The sequence below is a fragment of the Flavobacterium chungangensis genome, assembly GCF_042654045.1.
Classification (GTDB): Bacteria; Bacteroidota; Bacteroidia; order Flavobacteriales; family Flavobacteriaceae; genus Flavobacterium; species Flavobacterium chungangensis.
Window position 1 is genome coordinate 165269 of sequence record NZ_JBHSFY010000008.1, and the last position, 21300, is coordinate 186568.

Here is a 21300-nt window from a genome sequence, read left to right on the forward strand (position 1 = left end):
AATTAAAATCTAAAGTGAGAGAATGCTTTGTTAGCTTCTGCCATTTTGTGAGTATCCATTCTTTTCTTAACTGCAGCACCTTCTTCTTTAGCAGCAGCTAAACACTCTGAAGCTAAACGTTGTGCCATAGATTTTTCATTTCTTCTTCTAGAATAAAGTATTAACCACTTCATTGCCATAGAAATTTTTCTGTCTGGACGAATCTGCATTGGAATTTGGAATGTAGCTCCACCAACTCTACGGCTACGTACTTCTACGTGAGGCATAACGTTTGTTAAAGCATCTTTCCAGATCTCTAATGAAGTTTTCTCATCATTTTGCTTTTTAGTTTCAATGATATCAATTGCATCATAAAATACTTTAAAAGCTGTAGATTTCTTACCATCCCACATTAAGTTGTTCACAAAACGTGTAACTAATTGGTCATTAAACCTTGGATCCGGTAAAAGTGGTCTTTTCTTTGCCGCTCTTTTTCTCATGTCTTTTTCTTAAAAGTTTTTAAATTACTTTTTTGCTTCTTTTGGGCGTTTAGCACCGTACTTAGATCTTCTTTGCGTTCTTCCTGCAACACCTGACGTATCAAGGGCTCCACGAACGATATGATATCTAACACCTGGTAAATCTTTTACCCTTCCACCTCGCACTAATACTATCGAGTGCTCTTGTAGATTATGTCCTTCTCCTGGGATGTAAGCATTCACCTCATTACCATTTGTCAAACGTACACGCGCAACTTTACGCATTGCAGAGTTTGGTTTTTTTGGTGTAGTAGTGTAAACACGCGTACAAACCCCTCTTCTTTGAGGACAAGAATCTAAAGCAACCGATTTACTCTTCTTAGTGATCTGAGTTCTTCCTGTTCTTACTAATTGTTGAATTGTTGGCATAATTAATACTAAAAATTATTATGTTTATTAAATTCCCGCTTTTTACGGGGTTGCAAATGTATAAAATAATTTTCACTATACAAACGTTAAATCATTAATTTTCAACAACATTATTTATATCTATGATTTCACAAAGAAACATTAGATATTTGCTTTACATTTAACTAACAAAACAATTGCTTTTGAAACAATTATATCACATACTCATTTTACTCCTATCCTCAAATTGTTTCGCGCAATCTTTCTACCTTAATATAAACGGAATAAACAAAAAACAAAGCCAAACTATTGACTCCATACTCTACACAAAAAAACATCCAAATATAAAATCACTAAACAACGAGATTTCAACAGTAACAAACAGACTCGCAAAACAAGGTTATATAAGCGCTAAAACATTAGAAAACAAAAAAGTAAATGATAGCACTTACACTGTTTTAATGGACTTGCAAACTAGAATAAAAGATATACATATATATATAGGTATAAATAGTTTTTTTTATGACTCAAAAAAAACAGCAAAAGACACCATAATCATACCCTATACAGAACTTGAAAATTTCTTAAACCAAGAAATATCAGACAACGAAAAGGCAGGATTTGCATTCTCTAAAATCAAACTTGAAAATATCAAAAAAAAGAATTCAATAATTTATGCTGATTTAAATTTCGATTCCGAAAAAAAAAGAACCTTAAATTCCATTATTGTAAATTACACAAATCCTTCTTTGAAGGACTATTTCCCAAAAGGAGCACTCAAGCAATTAAACAAAAAATACCTAAACAAAACTTTTAATCAAGAAACCGTCAAAAAACTCCATGACGACATCAATAGTTTTGAATTTGTTTCACAGCCCAAATATCCTGAAATATTATTTACTTCAGATTCGACCAAAATCTACACTTATCTTGACAAAAGAAAAGCCAATAACTTTGATGGATATATTGGTTTTTCAAATGATGAAAACAAAAAGTTAATTCTAAATGGCTATTTGGATATTTCATTAACAAACATACTACGAGCTGGCGAAAAATTTTCTCTTTATTGGAAAAGCGACGGAAACCAACAAAAAACCTTCAACACAAAACTTGAAATCCCCTATCTATTTCAATCTCCACTTGGAATAAAAGCACAATTAAACATCTTTAAGCAAGACAGCACATTTCAGAACACTAAAACAGACATCAACCTTGGATATTATTTAAATTACAATTCCAAGATCTATCTTGGCTACCAATCTACCGAATCAAGCGACATTCAAAACATCAACAATTCTACTATTAGTGATTTCAATAATTCGTACTTCACTTCAACATACGAATACAAAAAAACAGACTCCAACAATAGTCTCATGCCTGGAAAAGCATTTTTAAGTTCGATACTAGGCCTTGGAAAAAGAGAAACAAATAATGATCTTGAAACAGCAGATCCTAGCAAACAATTTTATATAAATGTAAATGCCGCGTACAATTTCGAACTTAATAACAAGAATTTCATTAACATAAATTCTCAAAGCTGCTATTTAGACAGCAAAAGTTATATTACTAATGAATTATTTCGATTTGGAGGAATGAATTCAATCAGAGGTTTCTCAGAAAACAGTCTACAGGCAAATTTTTATTCTGCGTTTCTTACAGAATACAGATATATGTTTTCAAAAAGCGCATACATCCATTCTATAGCTGATTATGCTATATATCAAGACTTAACCAATATTTCAAATCCTAAAAAAATTAAGAATTTAATAGGAATCGGCATAGGTGTAGGAATGGAAACAAAAAACGGAATTTTACGAATTATTCTCACGAATGGACAGCAAAATCAACAGGAAATACAATTATATAACACTATCGTAAACATATGTTATAATGTTAAATTTTAGGGTTTACCAAAAAAAATATTTTTTTTATTAGGAAAGTTAACAAATTATTAAGAGTTTTGCGATACTAATTCAAAATATTTAAAAATGAAACTAAAGTTCAATGGATTCTTAGTGCTTTTATTAGTACTAGTTGCGCAATTGACATTTGCGCAAGAAAGAGCTGTTTCAGGAACAGTTTCCGATAATACAGGTATGCCTTTACCGGGGGTAAGTGTATTAGTGAAAGGAAGCAAAACTGGAACACAAACTGATTTTGATGGAAAATATTCTATTAAAGCATCTTCAAGCCAAGTTTTGGTATTTAGCTACATTGGAATGAAAACCCAAGAAGTAGCTGCAAGCTCATCTGTAGTTAATGTTAAATTATCAGGTGATGCACAAGAACTTGAAGCAGTTGTAGTAACAACAGCTTTAGGTATCAAAAGAGAGAAAAAATCTTTAGGTTACTCATCACAAAAACTGGATGAAAAAACAGTTAACTCAACACCAACAAACAACTTCCTAAACAACTTATCTGGTAAAGTTGCTGGTTTAGAGGTTAAAACTAACTCTAACTTTGGTGGATCTACTAACATCGTACTACGTGGATCAAAAAGTTTAACTGGAAACAACCAAGCATTAATGGTTGTTGATGGTGTTGCTATTAGCAATGACAACTTAAACTCAGCATCAGCAAAAAGCGGAAGAGGTGGTTTTGACTTCGGTAACTCTGCTTCTGATATTGATCCAAACAACATTGAATCGATTACAGTACTTAAAGGTGCTGCTGCGACTGCATTGTATGGTAGCCAGGCTGCGAATGGTGCGATCATGATTACTACTAAAAAAGGTAAGAAAAACACTGCTTTAGGAGTAAGCTTCAGCTCAACAACTTCTATGGGTTCTTATGATAAAGATACTTTTATTAAATACCAAAAAGGTTATGGAGCAAATGGTTATTCAGGACCAAATGACAGTTTCCTTTCACAAGATGCAAACGGAGACGGGATTCCTGATCAAGTTGTTGATATGACTGCGGATTCATCTTTTGGTAATGCTTTTGACCCTAGCTTAAACGTATACCAATGGACTGCTTTTGCTCCTGGTAATCCTAATTATGGAAAAGCTACTCCATGGGTTGCTGGCGCTAACGATCCTGGTAAATTCTTCCAAAAATCTTTCAGCACTGTTAACAACATTGGTTTAAGCGGTGGTGACGAAAAAGGATCTTACAACTTTAGCTACACTAACAACAATGAATCTGGAATTTTACCAAACAGTAGATTAAACAGAAACATTCTTAATGGTAGTTTCTCAAGAAGTTTATCTGACAAAATTAAAACAACTGCATTCTTCACATTCTCTGATCAATCTACTGTTGGTAGAAATAGTACAGGTTATGGAGATAATATCTTAACTGGTTTCAGACAGTGGTGGCAAACTAACGTTGATGTTAGAGAATTAAAAGACGCATACAATGTAAACGGACAAAACGTTACATGGAACATGAATGACCCAGTAGGGGGTGATTTTTCTCCAGCTTACTGGAACAACCCATACTTTGACCGTTACAAAAACTACTCTTCTGATGACAGAACGAGAGTACTTGCGGGTGCTAATATCTCTTATGACATAACAAAAAACTTTAATGTTTTAGGACGTGTTACTGTAGATACTTCTAACGACAGACAAGAATTAAGAAAAGAAAAAGGAAGCCACGCTGAAGAATTTGGTTTACAAGCTCTAGATGAAACTTCAGGATATGATTTATACACAAGAAGTTTCATGCAAACGACTTACGATTTCATTGCAACTTACGATTTAAAAATCTCTGAGAAAGTTTCAGCAAAACTTTTAGGTGGATCAACTTTTATTAAAGCTCACGTAGATTCTTTCAACGGATCAACTACTGGAGGTTTAGTAGCTCCTGGATTGTTTACATTAGCAAATTCAATGTCATTTGTTGCTCCACTTGAGCAAGAACTGAACTATAACAAATTAGGTCTTTATACTCAAGGATCTATTGATTACAACAGAATCGTTTTCGTTGAAGGATCATACAGAAGAGATCAATCTACTGCTTTACCACAAAGTAACAATAAGTACGATTACTGGTCAATTGGAACAAGTTTCATTGCATCTGAATTAATCAAACAAGATTGGTTAAATAACTTGAAACTAAGAGCTAACTATGCAGTAGTAGGTAATGACCCTGCTTATGGTTTACTTGGATGGAAAATAAATAATGGATTAGTTGGCGGAAACTTAATGTTTGCTAATAATTCTACTTACGTAAACTTTGACAAACTAAGATCTGAAAAATTAAAAAGCTGGGAGTTTGGTGTTGAGGCAGCTATGTTCAAAAACAGATTAAGTTTTGACGTATCTCTTTACCAATCTAACACTACAGACCAAATTTTCAATGTACCGCAATCTACATCTACAGGATATGCAAGTCAACAAGTTAATGCTGGAGAAATGCAAAACAAAGGTATCGAGGTATCTTTATTCGGATCACCAGTTAAAACTAAAGATTTCGAATGGCAAGTTGGTGTAAACTGGTCTAGAAACAGAAACGAAGTTGTTTCTTTAAACGAAGGAAGAGAAAACTTACAAATAGCTTCATGGCAAAATGGAGTTACTTTAAATGCTACTGTTGGTCAACCTTACGGTACAATGAGAGGAACAGACTATGTATATGATGCAAACGGAAACAAAACAGTTGACGAGGATGGTTACTACTTAATCGCTACTGATAAAGTAATCGGAAACATCCAAGCTGACTGGATTGGAGGTCTTTCTAACAGATTTACCTACAAAGATTTCTCTTTGAACTTCTTAATCGACATGAAAAAAGGAGGAAGTGTTTACTCTCTAGATCAAGCTTACGGACAATACACAGGTCTTTATCCAGAAACTGCTGGTCTTAACGACTTAGGAAACCCATTAAGAAATTCTATCGCTAATGGTGGTGGTATCATCCTTGATGGTGTTTACGAAGATGGTACTCCAAACCAATCTAGAATCCCTGCAAACATGGTAGGAGCTGGTTTTGGTGTTGAAGTTGAACCAAACAAAAAATTCATCTACGATGCATCTTACGTAAAATTAAGAGAAGTTGGTTTCACATACAATGTACCATCTAAATTCTTAGACAAAACAATGGCTAAATCAATCTCATTTAGTTTATTAGGAAATAATCTTTGGATTATTCACAAAAATTTACCGTATGCTGACCCAGAAGCTGGACAATCATCTGGAAACGTTCAAGGTTTTCAATCAGGTGTAATGCCAACAACAAGAGTATACTCATTTAATATTAAAGCGACTTTCTAAGATGAAAAAATTAATCCTCTCAATAACAGCATTGTCTTTATTTATGACAAGCTGTGTAAGTGATGATCCTACATACAATAATGACCAGGACAAATCTTACGGCGTACCTTCTGAGACGCTTTTTACAAACGCTGAAAAAGAGCTGACAGATCAACTAGTTACTCCAAGTGTTAACCTAAGTGTGCTAAGATATGCATCTCAATATTGGGCTGCAACTCAGTACAACACTGAAGCAAGGTTCAACATTACTACAAGAAGAATCGGAGACGGACACTGGAATGCATTATACAGAAGTACATTAAGCAATTTAGAAACTTCAAAACAAGTACTTTTAACTGAAGATGGTGATGCTACCGTTAAAAAAAATAAAATTGCTTTAATTGAGATTCTTCAAGTTTATACTTTCCAAGTTTTAGTGGATACTTACGGAGATGTTCCATATACTGATGCATTAAAAGTAGAAGAAGTAATTTTACCTAAATACGAAGATGATGCAGTTATTTACCCTAAATTAATCACAAGATTAGATGCGGCTATTGCAAGCTTAGACTCTAGTGCTGATTCTTTTGGTTCTGCTGACTTTATTTACGGAGGTGACGTAGCAAAATGGAAAGTTTTTGCTAACACTTTAAAATTAAAAATTGGTTTGAATTTAGCTGATGCTGATGCTGCACTTTCTAAAAGTACAGTTGAAAGCGCTTATAATGCTGGAGTTATCTTAAACAATACTCAAAATGCATCTTTCAACTATCCAGGAGCTGCTCCAATGTACAACCCTATCTTTGCTAACTTAGTAGCTAGTAACCGTAATGACTTCGTTGCTTCTGAAACTATTGTTAATGCAATGAATGATTTAGAGGATCCAAGAAGAGCTATTTACTTCAACGCAATGCCTGACGGTTCTTACAAAGGAGGTCTTAACGGTCCAACTAATGCTTACCCAAATTTCTCTTCAATTGGAGATAAATTAACAGCTGCTAATTTCCCAGGTTTATTAGCTGAAGCTACTGAAGCTAACTTCTACTTAGCGGAAGCTGCTGCAAGAGGATATGCTGTTGGAAATACTGCTGAGTACTACTATAACAGAGCTATCACTGCTTCTTTCGAAAACTGGGGAATTGCTAGTGAAGCTGCTGCTTACTTAGCTAAACCAGAAGTAGCTTATGCTACTGCTCCAGGAACAACTTACAAAGAAAAAATCGGTCAACAAGCTTGGATCGCTTTCTTCAACAGACCATTCGAGTCTTGGAACTCTTACAGAAGATTAGATTTCCCTGCATTAGTTGCACCTGCTAACGCTGTTGCTGCTGCTGAAGGAGAAATTCCAAAACGTTACACTTATCCAATCAACGAGCAAACAGTAAACAATGCAAATTGGGCTGCTGCTTCTACTGCAATTGGAGGAAACAAACTTAAAGTTCACGTTTTCTGGGATAAATTCTAATTTATTCTAAAAACAATTATATCAAACCGCTCTGTTAATTCAGGGCGGTTTTTTTATAGAAACATATTACCTATATTTGTCCAATGGAAAAAGAACATCAAATATTTGGCATTAGAGCCATCATAGAGGCAATTCAAGCAGGAAAAGAAGTAGACAAAGTTTTCATACAGAAAGACATCTCTGGTGAGCTTATGAAGGATTTAATGAAAGTAATGAAACGTGCAAACGTTAACTTCTCTTATGTACCTGTAGAAAAACTAAACCGCCTTACTCCAAATAATCACCAAGGTGCAGTAGCAACCATCTCTCCTATTGGTTTTATTGATTTAGAACATTTAGTTGAATCTACGATTGAGTCAGGTCAAAAACCTCTTTTTCTAATATTAGATCAGGTATCAGACGCTAGAAATTTTGGCGCTATTATTAGAACAGCTGAATGTACTGGTGTAAACGGAATCATTATACAAAAAGCAGGTTCGGCTCCTGTTAATGGGGATACAGTTAAGACTTCTGCTGGAGCGGTATTCAATGTGCCTATTTGCAAAGTTGAACATATAAAAGATGCTATCTTTTACTTGCAAGGTTCTGGGGTAAAAACAGTTGCTGCAACTGAAAAAACAGATCAAAACATATACGATATATCACTAACAGAACCACTGGCTATCATTATGGGATCTGAAGATCGAGGAATAAACCCTTCTGTTTTAAAAATAGTTGACGAAAAAGCCAAATTGCCCATGTTCGGCACAATTGGATCACTAAACGTATCTGTTGCCTGTGGCGCTTTTCTATACGAAGCTGTTCGCCAAAGAACCTAAAAACACATTGAGAGATTAAGAATGCGAATGAAATAATTAAATACCTTTAATTAATGCTTTCAAAATCTAATTCAAAATCAAAAGTTACAATATTCCGCTGCCTGTTTGTAATTTTACTAATTACAAACAGCTACGGACAAAATACTACATACAATCAATTTTGGAATGAGATTCAGTTTAATCAGACTTTAAGCAAAAAATGGGCAACAGAAATAGATTTCGCCGCAGCTTACAGCAGTACCGAATCTTCATCCAACTTATTCGAAAACACTATACAGAGATCTATAAGAGGATGGGGGCATTACTACTTTTCTCCAAGATGGAAATTCTCTGTTTTTATAGCCTATTTTAATAATAGAGATGTACCCGAAATAGGCCAGTTTGAATCTCCCGAGACACGTTTTGCACTTCAAGGCATTTATTATTTTCATAAAACGGGATACACTTTAAGTACAAGAATGCGTACTGAATTTCGCCACATGAGAAATGAAGATGATGATTATGAAAATGTTTTTAGATATCGGCAGCAAATTAAATATATACAACCTATAAATAGTAAAATATTAAGAAGCGGTGTTGTATACGCAATTGCGTCAGATGAACTTTATTTTAAATCTGGAGCAAAAGTTACTGGCGAAAGTTTCTTTGATCGGAATCGTTTAAATATTGGAGCCGGTTATTTATTTTCAGATGATATTCAGATTGAACTAACCTATTGCAATGAATATCTTCCCCGAAACAGCGGGAATCAAACAACCAACGCAGCCTCGCTTACTCTAACATTCAATAATCTTATTAGGAACCTTAAAAAGAAAATTGAAGCCAAAAAACATCCTGAAATGAAGAATGAAGAATAATTAGTTTTCTTCTTTCTTTAAAAAACATTTAAGCTGTTCGATGATAGCATCTTTATGAAGCTTAAAGTTGTAGCTTCGCACAAATTCAGTTCCTTCCATATTGATTTCAGCACTAATAGCTTCATAATTAGAAAACGCATCAAGATCTTTATTGTCTATCAAATAGAGAACTTGCATTATAGAATCGTTACGTCGATATTGTGTATCGTAATGTGCTAGCTTATAGGTTTTGTTATCTGCAAGATGAATTATTAAATCGTCTTTGATTTTTTTTCCAACTTTCTTTTCAGGAAATGGTGTCGGCTGAAGTGCAACAAAATAATTTTCTTTATCTGTAACAATATTAATTTTCAACGATTTTGATTTTGTAGTATAAAATACTGCAGGCTCAAAATAGTAAATCATACTGCCATCTGCCTGTACCCTATTTTTTATTTCACATTGAGCAATTCCTTTCCCAGTACAAACAAAACTAAAAAACAAAAGTAGAAACTTCATTTTCATAATACTCGAAATTAAATTGTTACAGTAACAAATTTACTTTTTTTATTTCAAAGAAAATTATTCATCGGTTTCTTCTTGATCTGCTTTTTTAACTACAATATAATTTACTGGATGACTAGACGAAAAATACTCTATCTGATCCTCTTCTTCCTCATGGGAAAAAGTAACGAAATTTCCATTTTCATCAAAATGCTTCATAAAAGGATCATTGTTCGGATCAAAATCTGAACGCTGCCAATCGTAAACAATTGGCTTTGCATATTCGGGCGCTTTATAAAACAAACTCAAAACAAAACCAGTTATAAGTCCGGCCAAATGCCCTTCCCAAGAAATAGATTGATCCACATCTGGGAAAACATACCATATCATTCCGCCATAAAGTAAAATCACAGTTAAAGATAATGCCACCAATCTATAATATTTAGTTTGAATACCCTTGAAGAAAATAAAACTAACTAAAACATAAATTAATCCGCTAGCACCAATATGAAAATTTTCTCTTCCGACAACCCAAGTGATTAATCCCGAAAAAAGAATCCCGTAGCCTATAACACCTAATGTCTGTTTTGGATAAAAAAACTGCATCGCCGCCAATAATATTACAAGCGGAATACTATTGTTGTACAAATGATCTAAATTTTCATGAATAAATGGACTGAACAAAACACCACGTAAACCAATTAAGTCTCGCGGATAAATTCCGTATCGATAAAAATCAAAATCAAAACGGATCTGAAGCCAATATACTATCCATAAAAAAAGGACAAAAAACATCGGAAGTCCAATTACCGAATTTGAAAACCTAAAATTAGTATCGTTCATATTTTTAGAAAATAACAATTAACAGGACTCAAAAAACTATCCAAAAATATTTTACTGATATTTTGTCATATCAAAATACAAAATTGTCTCAAATCAGAACAATCATTCTCTCTGCGATCTGTTTTAACTTTTGAATGAATGAAATTTAAATCTTAAAATAGTAATTTTGTAATATGGAAGCACCTTTAGCAGAGCGTATTCGTCCGCAGAAATTAGAAGACTATATAAGCCAACACCATTTGGTTGGACCAACTGGTTCATTAACACAGCAAATTTCAAAAGGAATCATTCCTTCATTAATTTTCTGGGGACCTCCTGGTACAGGAAAAACAACATTGGCTCAAATTATTGCTCAGGAATCCAAAAGACCTTTCTATATTTTAAGTGCCATAAATTCTGGCGTAAAAGATATTCGCGATGTTATAGAAAAAGCCAAACAAAGTGGCGGACTTTTTACTGCTAAAAACCCTATTCTATTTATCGATGAGATTCATCGATTTAGCAAATCACAGCAAGATTCGCTTTTGGCTGCTGTAGAAAAAGGCTGGATAACGCTGGTTGGTGCGACAACCGAAAATCCAAGTTTTGAAGTGATTCCTGCATTATTGTCACGTTGCCAGGTTTACATCCTAAATGCATTTACAAAAGCCGATTTAGAAGCTCTTTTACAGCGTGCAATGAGAACCGATTCCTATTTGCTGACAAAAAAAATAAATCTAAAAGAAACAGAAGCTTTATTGCGTATTTCAGGCGGTGACGGAAGAAAACTCTTAAATGTATTTGAACTTGTAGTTAATGCTTCGGCTGGTGATGAAATTACCATTACCAACGATCGTGTTTTTGAACTGGTACAGCAAAATACCGTTCTTTATGACAAAACTGGCGAACAGCACTACGACATTGTTTCTGCATTTATTAAATCTATTCGCGGTAGCGACCCTAACGGAGCCGTTTATTGGTTGGCAAGAATGATCGAAGGCGGAGAGGAGGTAAAATTTATTGCCAGAAGAATGCTTATTTTGGCAAGTGAAGATATTGGCAATGCTAACCCAACTGCTCTTATAATGGCCAATAATACTTTTCAGGCTGTTACAACAATTGGATATCCAGAAAGCCGTATCATTCTAAGTCAATGTGCAATTTATTTGGCCACTTCACCAAAAAGCAATGCTTCGTATATGGCAATTGGCAATGCGCAACAGCTGGTAAAACAAACTGGCGATTTACCTGTTCCAATTCATTTGCGAAATGCTCCTACCAAGTTAATGAAAGAATTAGGATATGGAGATGAATACAAGTATTCGCACGATTATGCCAATAATTTTGCCGAACAAGAATTCCTTCCAGATGCTATAAAAGAAACGGTTCTTTATAATCCTGGAAACAATTCTAGAGAGAACAGTACACGCGAATTTTTAAAGAACCGTTGGAAAGATAAATACGGTTATTGAGTCGTATTTTGTATTTAGAATTTAACTACAATTTTTTCTGAAACTAATTTATCATTCTGATAAGATTCAAAGTACCATTGTCCATCTTCTTTTAAGATTAAAGAACCTTGAACATTATCTTTTATAGCGATATAAACATTTGGTTGAGAAGTTTTAAGAAGCTTCATAACTACCTTTGGTGTTTTATCAATCAATTGGTAACCAGATTCTGTTGGTTGCGCATATAATAAATTTGGATCTTTCAAATCTGGCGAAGATGCGGTAGCAATTGGAGTTGCAACCACAGTTGTTGCCACAGCAGCTTTTACAGGAGCAGATGTTTTTGAATTCGCAACTGGATTTCCACTATATTTATAATGCAAAGCATAAACTGACTTAAAGGCATTGTCTAACGCTTCTTTATAAGCCACTTCATATTCTTTCTCCCTGCTTTTTCCTGCTTCCGAAGTAAAAACTACTTGTCCAAAACAATCCTTGAATTGTATAATAAGTTTAGTTACCAAGAAAGCATTATCTCTTATTACATCCATATATAAAACCTGGCAACGGTCTGTATATCCCTCAGGAAGTTGTTCATTTGAATAAAAAGCTTCTAAACCAGCTTTAGTCAAATTTTGTTTACTTAAAGTTGCCAAACGATATTGATTATCCGTCTTCATAAACTCATATTTCAGAGGAATAATTACAGCTTTGTAATCATTAATAGACTGTGCAAATCCAACAACTGAACATAAAATTGCAGTAAGTAAAATTTTAATTCTCATCATTATAAATATTTTTTTAGTTCTAATAAATGGTTAATTTGTTTATAATTTTCCGAAACGTCTACTCGCTTTTCATTAAAGAAAATAGCATCTATACCAGCATTTAAAGCACCATTTACATCAGCCTCAAAATCATCTCCGATCATGATACTGCTTTCTTTAGATGTATTGGCTAATTTTAATGCGTAGTCAAATATAATACTATTTGGCTTTTTAACTCCAGCTAATTCCGAATTTGTAATGGTACTGAAATATCCCCCAAGTGAAGCATTATTGATTTTCTTCTCCTGAACATGAGCAAATCCGTTTGTTATAATATGAAGTTTGTACTTAGGCTTTAAATATTCCAAAACTTCAATTGCTCCATCAAAAAGATAATTGTTGTCGGTAAGAAACTCAATATAGTCATTAGCAATTTCCAAAATATTCTCTTCTGAAATTACATAATTCAAAGCATCAAATGAAAACTTCAAACGATTATAACGCAGCTCCTGATGTGTAATTTTATCATTCTGATACAATCTCCAACATTCTTGATTGATTGGAATATATTCTTTAATAAAATCTTGAGTAACGATTTCTTGGTACTTCGTTTTGAAAATTCGATCAAAAGCCATTTCTGAATTTTTATCAAAATCCCAAAGCGTATGATCTAAATCAAAAAAAATGTCGGTAATATTGGTGTTCATGTATTAAAAAATTCCTTCATCTACAAAACTATAATATTTTGATTCAGTAATAATCACATGGTCTAAAACTTTAACATCTAATATTTCTCCAGCAGTTTTAATTTTCTTGGTAATTTGTTTGTCGGCATTACTCGGATCCAGACCACCTGAAGGATGATTATGACACAAAATCAAGGCTGTAGCGCCATTTTCTAGTGCTAATTTAAAAACCAATCGTATATCTACAACCGTACCAGCAATACCTCCTTTACTTAATTGCGATTTAGAAATTACTTTATTTGAATTATTAAGAAAAAGTACCCAAAATTCTTCATGCGGAAGTTCTCCGATAATGGGTTGCATAATATCAAAAACAGCTTTGCTAGAAGTTATTTTTTTTAATTTTAAAACATCTTCTATCCTTTGTCTCCTACCCAATTCTAAAGCCGATACAATGGAAACAGCTTTTGCTTCACCTATGCCTTTAAATTGCATCAACTGAGAAATTGTCATTTTTCCTAAGGCAGTTAAATTTTTGGTTGCCAATAAAATACGCTTACTTAAAGCAACCGCAGATTCATTACGGCTTCCAGAACCAATTAGTATAGCCAATAATTCAGCATCACTTAAAACATCTTTTCCTTTAAGCATTAATTTTTCGCGAGGCTTGTCATCATCTGACCAATTTTTTATAGCAAAATGCCCACCTTCCATAATATTAATTTTGAAAGGCGAAGATATTAAAAAGAAGAAAAATCTTTCAAAAAATTAAATCGATTTCTAAAAATAAAAAAAAGCCGACTGTATAAACAGTCGGCAAATTATCTAATTGACTAATAATCAGATTTCCTAATTAATCAATCCTTTTACTTCATCAAAATTCAAACCTCCGTAATTTCCTGAACTCATTAATAAAAGTGCAGAATTATCTAAATTTAAGTTGAATAGGTATTCTTTAAACTCAGCAGGATTGGTATAAATAATTAAATCTTTTCTATTGAATGCAGTAGCAATTTGCTCATAAGTTACTTCTTCCAGTTGTTTAATTTTTACCGCATCTGGCGAATAAAAAACAACCGCAACATCGGCATATTCTAAAGCACCTTCATATTCTTTTAAAAACTCGGCATTTAGACTACTATACGTATGTAATTCTAAACATGCAACCAAAGTTCTATTTGGATACTGCTCTTTTACTGCTTTTGTTGTTGCTGCTACTTTACTTGGCGAATGAGCAAAATCTTTGTAAGCTACTTTTCCTTTTCCTTCGGCAATTTTTTCTAAACGCTTAGATGCGCCTTTAAAACTTGCAATTGCTTCGTAAAAATCTGCTTCATCAACACCCATATTTTGGCAAATCCATTTTGCTCCGGCAAGATTATTTAAATTGTGTGCTCCAAAAACTTCTATTGGCATATCGCCTTCTGGAGTTTTTAATAAAGTCACTCCATCACTCACAGCATATTCTGGAGTTGAATACGCGATTTTTCTAATCGGATTTGTAGCCGCTTCAGAAACACGTTTTACTTCAGGATCATTTTCGTTATAAACCAAAATTCCACCATTTGTAATTTTTTGGATGAAAATCTCAAACTGTTCAACGTAGTTTTCATAAGTTGGAAAAACATTAATATGATCCCAAGCAATTCCAGAAATCAAAGCAATGTTTGGTTGATACAAATGAAATTTTGGACGTCTATCAATTGGAGAAGACAAATATTCATCTCCTTCCAAAACCATAAAGTCATTTTCTTCTGTTAAATGAACCATCGTATCGAAACCTTCCAACTGCGCTCCTACCATATAATCGACCGCAATATTATGATAATGCATTACATGAAGAATCATAGAAGTAATTGTTGTTTTACCATGAGAACCACCAATTACAACACGCGTTTTATTTTTAGATTGCTCGTATAAAAATTCAGGATAAGAGTAGATTTTTAATCCTAATTCTTGCGCTTTTAATAATTCAGGATTATCCGCTTTTGCGTGCATTCCTAAAATAATAGCATCAATATCTGAAGTAATTTTTTCTGGAAACCAGCCCATTTCTGCAGGAAGAATTCCTTTTTTCTCTAATCTTGATTTTGAAGGTTCAAAAATAGCATCGTCACTTCCTGTAACTTGGTATCCTTTATTATGTAATGCTAATGCCAAATTGTGCATTGCGCTTCCGCCAATGGCGATAAAATGTGTTTTCATTTAAAATGTTTAATCGTTAAACTGTTTAATCGGTTAATCGAAATGGCAAATAACTTATTAAACTCCATAATTATTCTTCAAAAATAAGGAATTATAGATTCCATCATTTGGTTTTAGAGATAAATTAATTAAAAGACAACAAAAAACCCGACAAGCTTTTAAAACTTGTCGGGTTTGATATTTATAATCAGAACTAAAGATTATTTAGCAATCGTCAATTCGTCAATAATGTTTTTAGCACCTGCGTATTTGTCAATAATCCAAAGTACGTAACGAATATCAACGTTGATAGTTCTTTGTAATTTAGGATCAAAAATTACGTCTCCAGCCATTGCTTCGATGTTTCCGTCAAAAGCAATTCCGATTAATTCTCCTTTTCCGTTAAGAACTGGTGAACCAGAATTTCCTCCAGTGATATCATTATCAGTTAAGAAGTTTACTGGCATGTATCCCGCTTTATCAGCATACTGTCCGAAATCTTTTTTCTTGTTCAATTCTAATAAACGAGCTGGCAAGTCAAATTCCTGATCTCCTGCTTTGTATTTTTTAACCATACTTTCCATTGTAGTATAGTTATTGATTTTTGCATCGTTACGAGGATCTGCAGGTAAAGCACGAACTTTTCCGTAAGTTAACCTCAACGTAGAGTTTGCATCTGGATATTTAATTGCGTTCAATTTAGATTCTCTTAAACCTTCAACCAATTTACGGTAAGCAGTTGCAAAACCATCATCTGCTTTTGCTTGATCATCTGTTTTAGAACGGTATTTTGTCAATAAATCATTAGAAATAATATACAACGGATCGTGTACAATTGCTAATGGTTTTGGATCAGCTAAAAATGCTAATACTTTTTCTTTATTTGTAAAGTAACTAATCTCTGTTGCTTTTGCTACATCTGCAGTAAAGTCACCATTATTAGCTGTTTTCATTTTTGCAATTTCTGAAGCAATTCCATATTCAGCACCTTTTGAAGCGTATAAATTCAATTGAGCAGCTAAAATATCTTTTTCTAACGGAGCGTTAAACTCACCATAGATACTTTCAACCATTGCATTGATTTTAGGAAGCATTTCTGCTTTCTTAGCATCATTTTCTTTATAGTAAGCAATTAATGCATTTCCTAAATTAGCAGGTCCAGTTGCATAACTAGAAGTACGTAAAAGTTGCATCAAATAATTATCGTGACGTGCTTTTAAGTTTGTTTCTCTGTAATAATCGTTAATAGTCGGAATTACATTTTCGTATTTCTCTTTGTTTGCAGGTTTACTTGCCCACTCGTAGAATTTATCTTCTTGCTCTGCTTTTGTATCTACAGTTCCAGCTTTTGTTAAAGCATCAATCATACCTTGACGGTTTTTCCAGTAGTTTGCTGTAGAAGCATATTTAGAAGCATACTGTAAACGAACAGTTGCATCTTTATCCATATACTTTTTCATTACATCCATTCCGGTTTTTGCACCTTCAACCCAAGCAGGATAAGCATATTTAATGTTTTGCTCAATTCCTCCAGCTGGCATCCAACGGTTTGTTCTTCCTGGATAACCTAAGATCATTGCAAAATCATTTTCTTTTACTCCTTTTAAACTTACAGGCAAATGGTGTTTAGGTTGCAATGGCACATTGTCTTTAGAATATGCTGCAGGATTTCCATCTTTATCTGCATAAACTCTAAACATAGAGAAATCTCCAGTTTGACGAGGCCACTCCCAGTTGTCAGTATCTCCACCAAATTTACCAACACTTTCAGGAGGAGTTCCAACTAAACGTACGTCTGTGTAATCTTGGTAAACAAAATAGTAATATTCATTTCCTTGAAAGAAAGGACGAACAGAAACAGTGTATTTTCCGTTTTCGCTGTTTTCTTTTTCAATTAAAGCGATTTCTTGCTGAATAATTTTGTTTCTTTCCGTTTCTGTCATAGTATCATTTACTTTAGACAAGATTCTTTTTGAAACATCATCCATACGAACAAAAAAACGAACGTATAAAGATTTAGGCTTTAGTTCTTCTGAACGATTTTTTGCCCAAAAACCATTTTTCAAATGATTTTGTTCTGCAGTTGAAAGTTCTGCAATCGCGCTATATCCACAGTGGTGATTAGTCAATACCAATCCGCTGTTTGAAACGATTTCAGCTGTACAGCCTCCATTGAATTGTACAATCGCATCTTTTAAGCTATGATTGTTGATACTGTAAATTTCTTCGGCTGTCAATTGCAAGCCCATTTTTTCCATATCTCTATGGTTCAATCTTTCGATAAACATCAAAAACCACATTCCTTCATCGGCTCTCATTGGGAAAGCCATAAGGCACATGGTCAAGAATAAAATTACTTTTTTCATGTTATTTTGTTTAAGTGATGCGAATATAACTCATTTTCGCAAAAAAAATAAGCTAAACAATCATAAACTAAACATAACAAACAAAACAAAAAGGTGATTTTGCGAAATTCACAATTTTAGCAAAACAAGAATAACCTTTAAATTTTAAAAGTTATTTCACAAAAAATAATAAAAAGATTAGATAAAATGATTTTAAACTTTAATTAAGATCATTATTTATAATAATAAACTTTCAAAATCAAAAATATAAATTAATTTTTTTCTTACAAATTGTTTTCTACTACATTTGCCACCCAAACAAAAATTAAATTAAAATGAAAAAATTATTAGTAGCAGTTGTAATATTATTTACAACTATGGCAAGTGCACAAAAAAACTCTATCCTATTAGGCGGAAATGTTGGATTCTCCTCAGAGAAAATTGGAGAATCAAAACTTGAAAATTTTGAATTTTCTCCAAAAGTTGGATATCAGTTTGCTGACCAATGGACAGCAGGAGTTGAAGGTTCTATTGTAAACGTAAAAACAAAAGGAACTGACACAACTGAAAAATATAAAATTGGAGGCTTTGTACGTTATACTGTACCGCTTTCAGATGTATTTTCTGTCTTTGGTGATTTAGGTGCTGGATACCAATCTACCAATGTTAATGATGCAAAAGGAATGTATGCAAGTCTTACTCCAGCTTTATTCATTAATATGAAAAGAGGATTTGGTTTAAATTTCTCTATTGGAGGAATCAATTACGATAATCTTGATGGAAAAAATGATCCAAGACAAGAACGTTTTGGTTTTAACTTTGGAAAGACTTTAAACATCGGAATCTCTAAAAACTTCGGATTGTAGTTAAAAGTAAGATTTAGCCATCTTAAAACTTTTTGTTTTTTCGTGCAAAAAGTAAAAACCCGACAATAAATAGTATTGTCGGGTTTTATATTTTTAGTAAAATACTTTTATTCGTTAAGCATTTTCCAAAGTCTGTCTTTCAAATCTGTTAAACCTTGCTGGGCAACAGAAGAAATAAACATATAAGGAACTCCGTTGAACGAAACGTCTAATTCTGCTTTCAGCTCTGCTTTCAATTCGTCGTCCAACATATCGCATTTTGAAATAACAACAAGACGTTCTTTATCTAACATTTCGGGATTGTATTTTGTCAATTCATTCACCAAAATATCATATTCTGCCTTGATATCAGCGGTATCAACTGGAATTAAAAATAATAACGTTGAGTTACGCTCAATATGACGCAAGAAATAATGACCTAGCCCTTTTCCTTCGGCAGCACCTTCAATAATTCCAGGAATATCGGCAATTACGAAAGATTGAAAATCTCTGTAGGCTACGATTCCTAAATTTGGTTTTAAAGTCGTAAACGGATAATCGGCAATTTTTGGTTTGGCTGAAGTTAAAACAGACAATAATGTAGATTTTCCAGCATTTGGGAAACCAACTAAACCAACATCAGCCAAAACTTTAAGTTCTAGAATAACATCCATTTCTATTCCAAGCAAACCTGGCTGTGCATAACGAGGTGTTTGGTTTGTAGAACTTCTAAAATGCCAGTTCCCTAAACCTCCCTTTCCTCCTCTTGCAAGAATCTGTTTTTCTCCGTGTTCCGTAATTTCAAAAAGTGTCTCTCCCGTTTCTTTGTCTTTTACAACAGTTCCTAATGGCACTTCAATGATTTTATCTTCTCCATCTGCACCTGTACTACGATCGCCACCTCCATCTCCACCGTGACCAGCTTTAATGTGACGTGCAAACTTTAAATGAAATAATGTCCAGAGTCCTTTATTTCCAACTAAATACACATGTCCTCCACGGCCTCCATCTCCTCCGTCGGGACCTCCTTTTTCAATAAATTTCTCTCTATGTAAATGCGTAGATCCTTTTCCTCCTTTTCCGGAAGAAACATATATCTTAACGTAGTCTACAAAATTTCCTTCTGTCATTTTCTTTGTTTATGTAAAGTTTCAAGTTTCATGTTTCATGTTTCAAGTTGCGTAATGCATAATCTGAAATTTGAAACATGAAACCTGAAACAAATTTTCTCTCTACTCTTTCAATGCTCTCACAAGCACTTTATCAATCTTAACACCGTCCATATCGATTACTTCTAGGACGAATTTCTGCCAAACTAGTTTTTCACCTTCTTTTGGTATATGAGAAAGCTCGGTCATGATCATTCCGCTTACAGTGTTTACTTCGTAATCATTTGTTAGTTCGTCTAACTCGAAATAAGTTAAGAAATCGTGTAACGAATAATGTCCATCAACCAGCCAAGAACCGTCTTCTCTTTCTATAAGCTGGAATTCATCTTTATAAAACTCAGATGCATCTCCAACTAAAGCTTCCAGAATATCATTCAAAGTAATTAAACCTTGAAAAACCCCATATTCATCTGAAACTAAAGCGTAATGAACTCCTGTTTTCTTAAAGTTTTCTAAAGCTTTATAGGCAGTTGTCTGCTCCATTAAATAAGGTGCATCAGAAACTATTGCTGACAAATCAAAATTATCATTTTCGATGTTAGCAAAAATATTTTTAAGTGTTACAACTCCAACAATATCATCGTAATTATCATTATAAACTGGATAAACAGCATGCAGATCTTGAACTACCAATTCTTTGATTTTTTCTCTGTCTGCTTTTAATGGAAGCATATCAACAGATTTTCTGTGCGTCATTAACGAACTTACTTTTCTATCTCCGATATGGAAAACACGTTCCACAATATCTTGTTCTATTTCCTGAACCTCTCCTACTTCTGTACCTTCTTTAATAATGGCTTTAATTTCTTCTTCGGTAACTTTTCCGTCAGCAGTTGGTTTTATCTGAAAAACATTCAGTAAAAAATCTGTTGATGAAGTTAAAAGCCAAATAAATGGTGCTGTAATAATCGAAATCACTTTCATTGGCATTGCAACCATTTTAGCAATAGCTTCTGGATAATTTAATCCGATTCGTTTTGGAAGTAATTCTCCCAAAACCAATGAGAAAAAAGTTAAAACTACCACTACAATTCCAACTGCAATTGAATGTGCATAAGGTTTAAGAGCTGCAAAACCTGCTACAAAAAGTTCTACATCGGCAGTGATTTTGTCACCAGAATAAATACCCGTCAAAATTCCGATTAAGGTAATTCCGATTTGTACAGTAGATAAAAACTTATTTGGGGAATTGGCTAAATCGAGTGCCGTTTTAGCGCTTTTGTTGCCTTTTTTCGCAGCAGTTTCCAGCCTGTTTTTACGGGCCGAAATCAAAGCAATTTCAGACATGGAGAAAACTCCGTTTAATAGAATTAGAAAAAATATAATTAGTATTTCCAATTGATA

The 21300-nt window shown here is 33.7% G+C and carries 18 protein-coding genes; 7 read left to right on the top strand and 11 right to left on the bottom strand.

The genetic code is table 11. The features are described 5' to 3' along the window. Positions 1–2 precede the first annotated feature (2 nt). Together rpsG and rpsL are read right to left on the bottom strand one after the other, a co-directional pair. Positions 3–479, bottom strand: a complete 477-nt coding sequence (gene rpsG, locus ACFO3N_RS14615; RefSeq protein WP_026727879.1) for a 30S ribosomal protein S7 — start codon at positions 477–479, stop codon at positions 3–5. A 24-nt stretch (positions 480–503) separates the two neighbouring features. After that, complete coding sequence (gene rpsL, locus ACFO3N_RS14620) at positions 504–887, bottom strand: 30S ribosomal protein S12 (RefSeq protein ID WP_007136570.1); 384 nt, start codon at positions 885–887, stop codon at positions 504–506. Positions 888–1069: 182 nt separating this feature from the next. Here rpsL and ACFO3N_RS14625 point away from each other — a divergent pair, with 182 nt between their 5' ends. From ACFO3N_RS14625 to ACFO3N_RS14645, 5 genes are all read left to right on the top strand, one after another. Further along, positions 1070–2770 carry a BamA/TamA family outer membrane protein gene (locus tag ACFO3N_RS14625; RefSeq protein ID WP_379798819.1) on the top strand — a complete coding sequence of 567 codons (1701 nt, stop codon included), beginning with the start codon at positions 1070–1072 and terminating at the stop codon, positions 2768–2770. 84 nt (positions 2771–2854) lie between these two features. Continuing rightward, complete coding sequence (locus ACFO3N_RS14630) at positions 2855–6085, top strand: SusC/RagA family TonB-linked outer membrane protein (protein ID WP_379798821.1); 3231 nt, start codon at positions 2855–2857, stop codon at positions 6083–6085. Between the two features lies 1 nt (position 6086). Then, on the top strand, positions 6087–7529 hold the full coding sequence (locus tag ACFO3N_RS14635) for a SusD/RagB family nutrient-binding outer membrane lipoprotein (RefSeq protein ID WP_379798823.1): 1443 nt from the start codon (positions 6087–6089) through the stop codon (positions 7527–7529). An 83-nt stretch (positions 7530–7612) separates the two neighbouring features. Beyond that, entirely contained in the window at positions 7613–8347 is a 735-nt protein-coding gene (gene rlmB / locus ACFO3N_RS14640; RefSeq protein WP_095931505.1) for a 23S rRNA (guanosine(2251)-2'-O)-methyltransferase RlmB, read from the top strand. A gap of 53 nt (positions 8348–8400) precedes the next feature. After that, the gene (locus ACFO3N_RS14645; protein ID WP_379798825.1) at positions 8401–9204 is read left to right on the top strand and encodes a DUF2490 domain-containing protein; all 804 of its coding nucleotides are present in this window, start codon (positions 8401–8403) and stop codon (positions 9202–9204) included. Here the strand turns inward: ACFO3N_RS14645 and ACFO3N_RS14650 are convergent, their stop codons facing one another. Both ACFO3N_RS14650 and ACFO3N_RS14655 read right to left on the bottom strand, forming a co-directional pair. Further along, positions 9205–9708, bottom strand: a complete 504-nt coding sequence (locus ACFO3N_RS14650; protein WP_379798827.1) for a hypothetical protein — start codon at positions 9706–9708, stop codon at positions 9205–9207. A 57-nt stretch (positions 9709–9765) separates the two neighbouring features. Next, entirely contained in the window at positions 9766–10530 is a 765-nt protein-coding gene (locus ACFO3N_RS14655; RefSeq protein ID WP_379798829.1) for a rhomboid family intramembrane serine protease, read from the bottom strand. 173 nt (positions 10531–10703) lie between these two features. On the opposite strand from ACFO3N_RS14655, the gene ACFO3N_RS14660 reads away from it, so the two are divergent. Then, positions 10704–11981: a replication-associated recombination protein A gene (locus tag ACFO3N_RS14660; RefSeq protein ID WP_379798831.1), complete on the top strand. Its 1278-nt coding sequence runs from the start codon at positions 10704–10706 to the stop codon at positions 11979–11981. Between the two features lie 14 nt (positions 11982–11995). On the opposite strand, the gene ACFO3N_RS14665 is transcribed toward ACFO3N_RS14660, so the two are convergent. From ACFO3N_RS14665 to ACFO3N_RS14685, 5 genes are all read right to left on the bottom strand, one after another. Further along, positions 11996–12745, bottom strand: coding sequence for a hypothetical protein (locus ACFO3N_RS14665; RefSeq protein WP_379798930.1), 750 nt, complete (start codon positions 12743–12745; stop codon positions 11996–11998). Positions 12746–12747: 2 nt separating this feature from the next. Then, positions 12748–13434 carry a YjjG family noncanonical pyrimidine nucleotidase gene (locus ACFO3N_RS14670; RefSeq protein ID WP_379798833.1) on the bottom strand — a complete coding sequence of 229 codons (687 nt, stop codon included), beginning with the start codon at positions 13432–13434 and terminating at the stop codon, positions 12748–12750. A 3-nt stretch (positions 13435–13437) separates the two neighbouring features. Beyond that, a complete protein-coding gene (gene radC, locus ACFO3N_RS14675) occupies positions 13438–14127 on the bottom strand; it encodes a RadC family protein (protein WP_379798835.1) in 690 nt (229 codons plus the stop codon). Between the two features lie 135 nt (positions 14128–14262). Beyond that, entirely contained in the window at positions 14263–15618 is a 1356-nt protein-coding gene (locus ACFO3N_RS14680; protein ID WP_379798837.1) for a UDP-N-acetylmuramate--L-alanine ligase, read from the bottom strand. Positions 15619–15818: 200 nt separating this feature from the next. Then, complete coding sequence (locus tag ACFO3N_RS14685) at positions 15819–17963, bottom strand: S46 family peptidase (RefSeq protein WP_379798839.1); 2145 nt, start codon at positions 17961–17963, stop codon at positions 15819–15821. Between the two features lie 314 nt (positions 17964–18277). Here ACFO3N_RS14685 and ACFO3N_RS14690 point away from each other — a divergent pair, with 314 nt between their 5' ends. After that, the gene (locus ACFO3N_RS14690; RefSeq protein ID WP_379798841.1) at positions 18278–18808 is read left to right on the top strand and encodes an outer membrane beta-barrel protein; all 531 of its coding nucleotides are present in this window, start codon (positions 18278–18280) and stop codon (positions 18806–18808) included. Positions 18809–18915: 107 nt separating this feature from the next. Here ACFO3N_RS14690 and obgE read toward each other — a convergent pair whose 3' ends face one another. Beyond that, on the bottom strand, positions 18916–19917 hold the full coding sequence (gene obgE / locus ACFO3N_RS14695) for a GTPase ObgE (protein ID WP_248728288.1): 1002 nt from the start codon (positions 19915–19917) through the stop codon (positions 18916–18918). 102 nt (positions 19918–20019) lie between these two features. Further along, on the bottom strand, positions 20020–21294 hold the full coding sequence (locus ACFO3N_RS14700) for a hemolysin family protein (RefSeq protein WP_320492985.1): 1275 nt from the start codon (positions 21292–21294) through the stop codon (positions 20020–20022). Between the last annotated feature and the right edge of the window lie 6 nt (positions 21295–21300).

Coding starts and splice junctions, on each gene's coding strand:
- rpsG (WP_026727879.1), bottom strand. CDS start 479: ATGAGAAAAAGAGCGGCAAAGAAAAGACCACTTTTACCGGATCCAAGG.
- rpsL (WP_007136570.1), bottom strand. CDS start 887: ATGCCAACAATTCAACAATTAGTAAGAACAGGAAGAACTCAGATCACT.
- ACFO3N_RS14630 (WP_379798821.1), top strand. CDS start 2,855: ATGAAACTAAAGTTCAATGGATTCTTAGTGCTTTTATTAGTACTAGTT.
- ACFO3N_RS14635 (WP_379798823.1), top strand. CDS start 6,087: ATGAAAAAATTAATCCTCTCAATAACAGCATTGTCTTTATTTATGACA.
- rlmB (WP_095931505.1), top strand. CDS start 7,613: ATGGAAAAAGAACATCAAATATTTGGCATTAGAGCCATCATAGAGGCA.
- ACFO3N_RS14645 (WP_379798825.1), top strand. CDS start 8,401: ATGCTTTCAAAATCTAATTCAAAATCAAAAGTTACAATATTCCGCTGC.
- ACFO3N_RS14650 (WP_379798827.1), bottom strand. CDS start 9,708: ATGAAAATGAAGTTTCTACTTTTGTTTTTTAGTTTTGTTTGTACTGGG.
- ACFO3N_RS14655 (WP_379798829.1), bottom strand. CDS start 10,530: ATGAACGATACTAATTTTAGGTTTTCAAATTCGGTAATTGGACTTCCG.
- ACFO3N_RS14660 (WP_379798831.1), top strand. CDS start 10,704: ATGGAAGCACCTTTAGCAGAGCGTATTCGTCCGCAGAAATTAGAAGAC.
- ACFO3N_RS14665 (WP_379798930.1), bottom strand. CDS start 12,745: ATGAGAATTAAAATTTTACTTACTGCAATTTTATGTTCAGTTGTTGGA.
- ACFO3N_RS14670 (WP_379798833.1), bottom strand. CDS start 13,434: ATGAACACCAATATTACCGACATTTTTTTTGATTTAGATCATACGCTT.
- radC (WP_379798835.1), bottom strand. CDS start 14,127: ATGGAAGGTGGGCATTTTGCTATAAAAAATTGGTCAGATGATGACAAG.
- ACFO3N_RS14680 (WP_379798837.1), bottom strand. CDS start 15,618: ATGAAAACACATTTTATCGCCATTGGCGGAAGCGCAATGCACAATTTG.
- ACFO3N_RS14685 (WP_379798839.1), bottom strand. CDS start 17,963: ATGAAAAAAGTAATTTTATTCTTGACCATGTGCCTTATGGCTTTCCCA.
- ACFO3N_RS14690 (WP_379798841.1), top strand. CDS start 18,278: ATGAAAAAATTATTAGTAGCAGTTGTAATATTATTTACAACTATGGCA.
- obgE (WP_248728288.1), bottom strand. CDS start 19,917: ATGACAGAAGGAAATTTTGTAGACTACGTTAAGATATATGTTTCTTCC.